Source organism: Thermodesulfobacteriota bacterium (assembly GCA_039028315.1).
Taxonomy (GTDB): Bacteria; Desulfobacterota_D; UBA1144; order Nemesobacterales; family UBA2774; genus CR02bin9.
Genome location: JBCCIH010000135.1, coordinates 1 through 6,928 on the forward strand (window position 1 = coordinate 1; position 6,928 = coordinate 6,928).

The 6,928-nt window shown below is 38.2% G+C and carries 4 protein-coding genes; 2 read left to right on the forward strand and 2 right to left on the reverse strand.

Annotation, left to right across the window (positions count from 1 at the left end; genetic code table 11):
• Window positions 1–3,459 (reverse strand): chromosome segregation protein SMC (gene smc / locus AAF462_08710; GenBank protein MEM7009199.1); only part of this gene is annotated, 3,459 nt, incomplete at its 3' end.
• A 111-nt stretch (window positions 3,460–3,570) separates the two neighbouring features.
• The gene (locus AAF462_08715; protein MEM7009200.1) at window positions 3,571–5,187 is read right to left on the reverse strand and encodes a SurA N-terminal domain-containing protein; all 1,617 of its coding nucleotides are present in this window, start codon (window positions 5,185–5,187) and stop codon (window positions 3,571–3,573) included.
• A gap of 215 nt (window positions 5,188–5,402) precedes the next feature.
• Between AAF462_08715 and cofD the strand changes: the two genes are divergently transcribed.
• Window positions 5,403–6,329: a 2-phospho-L-lactate transferase gene (gene cofD, locus AAF462_08720; GenBank protein MEM7009201.1), complete on the forward strand. Its 927-nt coding sequence runs from the start codon at window positions 5,403–5,405 to the stop codon at window positions 6,327–6,329.
• A gap of 150 nt (window positions 6,330–6,479) precedes the next feature.
• Window positions 6,480–6,928: radical SAM protein (locus AAF462_08725; protein ID MEM7009202.1), on the forward strand; the 449-nt coding region annotated here is incomplete at its 3' end.

Consider the following 6,928-nt stretch of genomic DNA (forward strand, 5'->3'; position numbering starts at 1 on the left):
ATGTACTTCCTGCATAGTTTTCTTATTGTGCGTGATTAGAACAACCTGGGAGTTTTTATCTATTTCCTTTATTAGTTCCATAAAATAGGAAGTATTCCTATCATCTAATGGAGCATCTATCTCATCAAAAAGTAAAAAAGGCGCAGGTTTAATCAAGCAAGCCGAGATAATAAGGGCGATTGCTGATAGCGCTTTTTCTCCTCCTGAGAGTAGGTTAATTGACTGAAACTTCTTACCCCCTGGTCTGACCATAACCTCAACACCGGTCTCTAAAATATTGTCTTGATCAGTAAGCACCAGTTTACCCTCGCCGCCTCTAAAGAGCCTTGCGAATATCTCCTGAAACTTTTGGTTCATAACTTCAAAAGCCTCGTTAAATCGCTTTTCTGATTCTTTGTCTATTTTACTTATAGCCTTAGCTAAAGAGGCAATTGCCTGATTTAGATCTTCCATTTGTTCATCTAAAAAAGTGTGTCTTTCTTCGAGCTTGTTAAATTCCTCTGGTGCTAAAAGGTTCACCGGGCCAAATCTTTCAATCCTTTGCTGAAGTCTTCTTAGTCTGGGCTCTTCAATATTTAGATCTACCTCTAAAAGCTCTGTCTCTTCTTCCGGGCTTAGTTCTGCCCTTTGTTCCATGTCATATGAATCGTTTCTTCTAAGCGTGTCCATTATGTTCTCAATCTCCATTTGAACGCTGTTTAGATCTATTTCATATGAGTTGTTTTTGATCCTTGTCTCAGACAGCTCAGTGTTGATATTCTCTCTTTTTTCATTTGTTGTTGTAATTTCTTCCTGGAGTTTTCGTCTTTCATCTGTTCTTTGCGTAAGCTCCTGTTCTTTTTGCTGTAGTCTGTTTTGAAGGTCTTCTATTTCAATTACAGTGCTTCCTTCTTTTTCAATTAGAGATAGTTTTTCCTTTTTCTTCTCTTCTATAGAAGTAGATTCAAGTTCAATTCTTTTATTTATATCAGTTCTTCTTATATCTAGTTCAGCCAAGTCTTCATAGAGGCTTCGTTCTTTTTCTCTAAGAGAGGCGCATATGACTTTTTTGTCTGATATTTCCCTCTCATGGTCTCTCTCGGATTGTTCTTCTTGCTGAATTTTATCTTCAACAGTTGATAATTTTTGCTCAAGTTCGACTTTTTCAACATCTAAAAGCTCAATTTTTGAGTTTGATTCTTCAATCAGCGCTGCTTTTTCTGTTGTATCCATACTTATTTGCTCAAGGCTAGTGTTTACAAGCTCTATTCTCTTTTCTATCTTCTCGAGATAACCCTTTAAATTGAATATATCCTTTTTAGTTTCAGCCTCTTTTATATCAACCTCAATAAGACGGTTGCTATAATCCTCTATTTTGCTTTCAACACTTTGGATTTCACTTTCATTGCTCTTAATTTGAGAGCTAACTTGTTCAATTTGGGACTTAAGTTTTTCTGATTCACTGCTTAACTTTTCAATCTCGCTCTTTCTTTCTAGTACGCCCGGCTGTGTAGGGCCGCCAGTAATAGCTCCATTTGAGTGTAGCAAATCCCCGTCTGCTGTTACATAGGAAGTGTTTTCATTTGCTCCCTTTTTGCTCTCAATCGCTTGGTTTAGGCTATCAGCTAGAAAAACTCTTTTTAATGTCCTTTCAATAACAGTGCTTCTAATGTTTTCAATCTTAACAATATCGTAGAGCGACTTCATTTCTTCACTGCTTTTATATCTCTCAGTGTTTATTCGATCTTCTCTCACCGATATAAATGTTCCCCTGCCTATTGAGCCTTGTTTAAGTGACTCGATAGCATCTATTGCATGTGAGCTTTCATCTACCAAAATCCATTTTAGTGTATCTCCCAGGGCTGTTTCTACAGCTTTCTCATAACCACTTGGTACTGATATGAAATCTGAAAATGTTCCAAGTACACCTTTGCCTTTATTCTCTAAAATAAACTTTCGAATTCCCTCTGGTAGCCATTCATAGTTGGCCTCAATTTGCTGCAGAGCACTTAACCGGGAGTTTATGCCGTTTAACTCTTCTTTAAGATTCTCATTTTTTTCCTGCTCCGATTTCTGCTTCTCATCAAGTGAGCTAAGAGTAAGAGTGAGTTTATCTTTTGTCTCTATGAGATTTTGTTTTCTGGAATCATTTTCCTTTGAAGCATTTTCAAGTTTTGAAATATCACTCAGCGCAAGCGCTCTCTCTTGAACCAATTCTTGATGCTCACTATTGATCTGGGATTTTCTTGTCTGAAGCTCATTTAACTCCTTTTCGTGCCCGAGAGCCGACCCTTTAAGTGAGCTATAATCATTTAAAGTTTTAAATAATAGAGTTCTTATATTTCTTAGCTCATCTCGGGTAGCTCCGTGGCTAGATTTAAGAGCAGTTAAACTATTTTCCTTTTCTAAAATTTCTGCCGCTGCTTTCTCAAGATCCTCTTTAACGTGTTGAGACATATCTCTTTTGGACTGAAGCTGCTCTGTTATTCTGCCCGTCTCGTTCTCAAGCATTACGGCTTCACTTTGTATTTTCTCGATAAATTTATCAATACTTGAGACTTCGTTCTTTAAAAGCTCTTGAGAGGACTGTCTTGTCTGAAGATTGATTCTAGTGATGTTTGTATCTCTCTCACATTCTTTTAAGGATTCCTCAGTGTTTGTAAACTGCAGATTTAGTGTCTTTAAGTGATTTGTAAGTTGCGATGATTCTTTGTCCGTCTGATCGATTTTTTCTTGTATTTGATGCTTTTCGTTGAGAATGGTGTCTTTTCTTTTCTCAAGCTTATAGAGCTTGGCGTTTAATATGACCGACTGCAGTTTGCTGGCTTCTTCTGAGAGTTCCCTAAATTCCTCAGCCTGTTTTGCCTGAAGGCTTAGGGTATCCATCTGGCGCTTTACCTCATTTGCCATATCATCAACGCGGCTTAGGTTTTCTTTGGTTGTTTTAATTCTGGTTTCAGTCTCACGCCGGCGGATTTTGTATTTCCTGATCCCTGCAACTTCCTCAATAAGGGTCCTCTTCTCCTCAGGTTTAGCTGTAATAAGCTTATCTACACTGCCCTGACCAATTATAGAATGAGTCCTAGCACCTGATCCAGTGTCAATGAATATGTCAGTTATATCTTTAAGCCTACAGGATACTCCATTTAAATAATATTCACTCTCTCCGGACCTAAAGACCCTTCTTTTAATCTCAACTTCATCAAAATTATATTTAGGTACCTGCTCTAAGGTTAAAGAAACCTCTGCCATTCCCACGGGCTTAAGCAGCTCACTGCCGTTTGATATTAGCTGCTCCATTCCTTCGGCCCTAAGCAGCCTAGGGTTTTGCTCTCCAAGTATCCATCTTATTGCATCTATCACATTTGATTTGCCGCAGCCATTTGGTCCCACTATTGCGCTTAGCTGGTTGTGAAACCGGATCTTGGTTTTATTGTAGAATGACTTAAAACCATTGATTTCAAGGGATGTAATCTTCATTTTATCAATACAGTTTGAAAAAAAGATTGACTAATATATCAATCCTAATGAAACGATCTTACTATTTCAATATGTAGATTTAATTAAATTGTACTTCGCGCTCTTTACTAACTATCCTTGATTAGGAAACAAACTACTATTTGGTACTATATCAGCTTGCCGTCTCAAGTTTTGAAGCCATTTTAGTAGTACTTCATTTCTCTCTGAAATAAGCTCAGCATCCATCAGCTCTTGTTTTTCAAGCTCAAATTCGCCTGGGTCTGCGCTTATTTTCTCTTTCAACATCAGTACGTAGTATTTGCCGTTTTGTTCATAGACTCTAGGCAGCACAGTGCCGGGTTCATCAACTTCTTCAAATATATCAGTTTTAGCTTGAGGATCGTTGATATTTATGTTCGGCATTCTCTCGATTCGTGAAAATGGGCCGGTTTCATTAAGAGTAACCCCTGCATCCTGGGCTTTATCTGATGCCGTTTCTTTTTGGCTGGATTTAAGTGTTGTTAAGGCCTTAGATGCTGTTCTTTTAGCTTGATTATTTGCCTTTTGGTCTTTTATAGCAGCAATAACTTCTGGCTTTGATTCCTCAAGCGTTTTGTCTCTGGCTTCATCAATATTGGATAATTCGATCACCCATATTGACGCCCCTACAGGTACTACTGAGAGGTTGCCTTGATTTGTCTGATAAGTTTTATTTACTACGAGAGGTGGTATGTCCCCTGTTCTTTCTGTTCTGGCAAATGGAGCACTGGTTGAAACTGCGCCAATACCATGGTCTTTGGCTAGCTGATCAATGCCCCCTTGAGTCTCTTGAGTTAACCCAAAGCCATCTAAGAACTCTGTGCGTTTTATTTCTGCTCTTTGACTTGTCAAATTTGCTTTAACATCATCTCTAGCTTCTTCGTAGGGAATCTTATTTCCTTCTTCGGATAAAAATTCCTCTGGGTAGGCATTATAGTATGCGTTTAGCTCCTCATCTGAAACCTCGACATTATTTTCAAATGTCTCAGGCTCAAACACTATATAGCGTATAGTTCTACGCTCTACGGTTTTGTAGTCTTCTTTCGTTCTATCGTAGTGTCTTTTAATTTCTTGCTCATTTGGCTCTTCGGAAGCTTCGTGGTCCTGCGCGGCAAACTCGACGTAATAAACATTAGCCTTCTCATTCTCTAGGTTATATTTGTTAAACAGTTTCTCATCCGTCACTACAACAGTTTGACCAATGAAGCGGCCCATTTTCCTGGCCAGAAGCCTCTCTTTGTAGTTGTGCTCAAAATCAGTGAGGTTTAGATTAAGGCCTTGCTCAATAAATTCTCTATATCTCTGTGCGCCTACAAATTGGCCGTCAATCTGAAATGTCGGATCATTGTGCACGGACTCTATAAATTCTTCATCTGTAACCACAAATCCCATTTCCTTGGCTTTTTGTGCAAGCAATTTATAGTCTATAAGTTCATTTAACGCCCTCATATTTAATATGTCTAAACTGGATGCCGGAAGTTCTTGGCCTTGGCTAGTGAACTGTCTTCTAAGGTTTTCTCTAGCTAGAGAATACTGTGCCATGCTAATTTCCTCGCCGTTAACCTCTACTGCTGAACCGGTTGGGACTGATGATTGAAAGCCAAAGTCAGTTACAAAAGAACCCATTCCGAAAATGAATACTGCGCCAATGAAAACCAGTATTATTAATGTTAGCCATTTATGTCTTCTTCTAATTAATTCTAAGTCCATGTTTGTTAGTCCTCTTTTTAGTGTTTATATATTAAAATTTATCCCACTTGGTGTGTAGTTTCAAGAATTTGCAATACAAATAAACTACTATAATACCCACTAATGTAAACTTGACAGCATAACAGGGCTCAAATATTCTAAAACCGCTTTTAATTTATCGATAAATTTGAGAGAGATAATATTTTTATTCTACCTAAACATAAGGAAATAACCCTATGATAACTGCCCTCGGAGGTGGTGTTGGGGCCGCTAAATTCTTAGAGGGCCTTTGCTGTAAAATTCAGTCTGAGCATATAAATATTATTGTAAATACAGGTGATGATATAAAGCTTGGCGGCTTAAGTATATCACCTGATGTAGATACGATTATATATAGATTATCCGGTGTTGTTGATAGGAAAAAAGGTTGGGGCATTCAAGGCGATACCTTTAATTTCTTAAATTCACTCAAGAGGTTTGGTCTTGAGACTTGGTTTAATATTGGAGACCAAGATATAGCGACACACATATATAGAACTCATCTAAAAAGCAAAGGCTTTACCGCAACTCAAATTGCATCTAAAATAGCCCGGGCATACGGAGTGCCTGATAATATAAATGTACTGCCAATGACCGATCAAGAGGTTGAAACATGGATTCATACTGACGAAGGAGAGATGCATTTTCAGGAATATCTGGTAAAGAGGCGGATGCGACCCGAAGTTTGCAAGGTTAGTGTCAGGAATATTGATAATGCGGAAGCAGCTCCTGGGGTGCTTGAGTCAATTAGAGATTGCAGGGCTGTAATAATTTGTCCAAGTAATCCTATAATTAGTATAGGACCTATATTGCAGGTTAAAGCAATCAGGGAGGCTCTTAAGAGGACTCAAGCTAAAATAGTCGCTATAAGTCCATTAGTGGGTGGGGCGCCTCTAAAGGGACCGGCAGACAGGCTTATGAGAGGGCTTGGACTAGATGTGACATCAGTTCAGATAGCAAGACTATATTCTGATTTTTTGGATACCATGGTTATAGATATAAAAGACGAGCATGAAAATAAGGACATTGAAGATTTAGGTTTAAGTACTTTGGTCACGGATACGGTTATGACCAATAAAGAAAAATCCTCCAAGCTTGCATCCTCAATACTTGAATTACTCTAATAATTTATTTGAATAAGTCCCAAAATACTGCATACTTTTCCTTGACATTTATATGTTAAATGTGCGAATATAAGAGGGTTAATTTGGGTCATAAAGTTTTACCTGTACCCGGGTTTTTTTAATTTTTTGGGGATATTATCTAAATATATTATGAATTCTATTAATGGTAATTGGGATAACATAATTCAGTCTTTAGGGTCCGAAACATTGTTGAACGGTCCTTCAAAAAGCCTGTCTGCAATATTAGATAAAGCAGAATCAGGAGAGCTCTTGGACCGCGATGAAGCACTTTATCTGATTGAAATTAATAGGGATGAAATTCCTTACTTACTAATGACAGCCTCCAGGCTCAGAGACAGTGGAAAGGGAAAAATACTGACTTATTCTAAAAACGTATTCGTTCCTGTAACTCAAATCTGCAGAAATCACTGTGGCTATTGCACATTTAAGTATGAACCAGGTGAGGGCGCTTTATTTATGAGCCCTGAGGAAGTTTTAGATATGGCGAAAAAGGGCGCTCAACTAGGCTGCACAGAACTTTTATTTGTTACCGGCGATAAACCTGAGCTTAAATACCCGGTTTATAGAGAAGCACTACA

What these genes read in the sequence shown, in the direction of transcription:
- AAF462_08715 (MEM7009200.1), bottom strand. Translation starts at nt 5,187, where the DNA reads ATGGACTTAGAATTAATTAGAAGAAGACATAAATGGCTAACATTAATA.
- cofD (MEM7009201.1), top strand. Translation starts at nt 5,403, where the DNA reads ATGATAACTGCCCTCGGAGGTGGTGTTGGGGCCGCTAAATTCTTAGAG.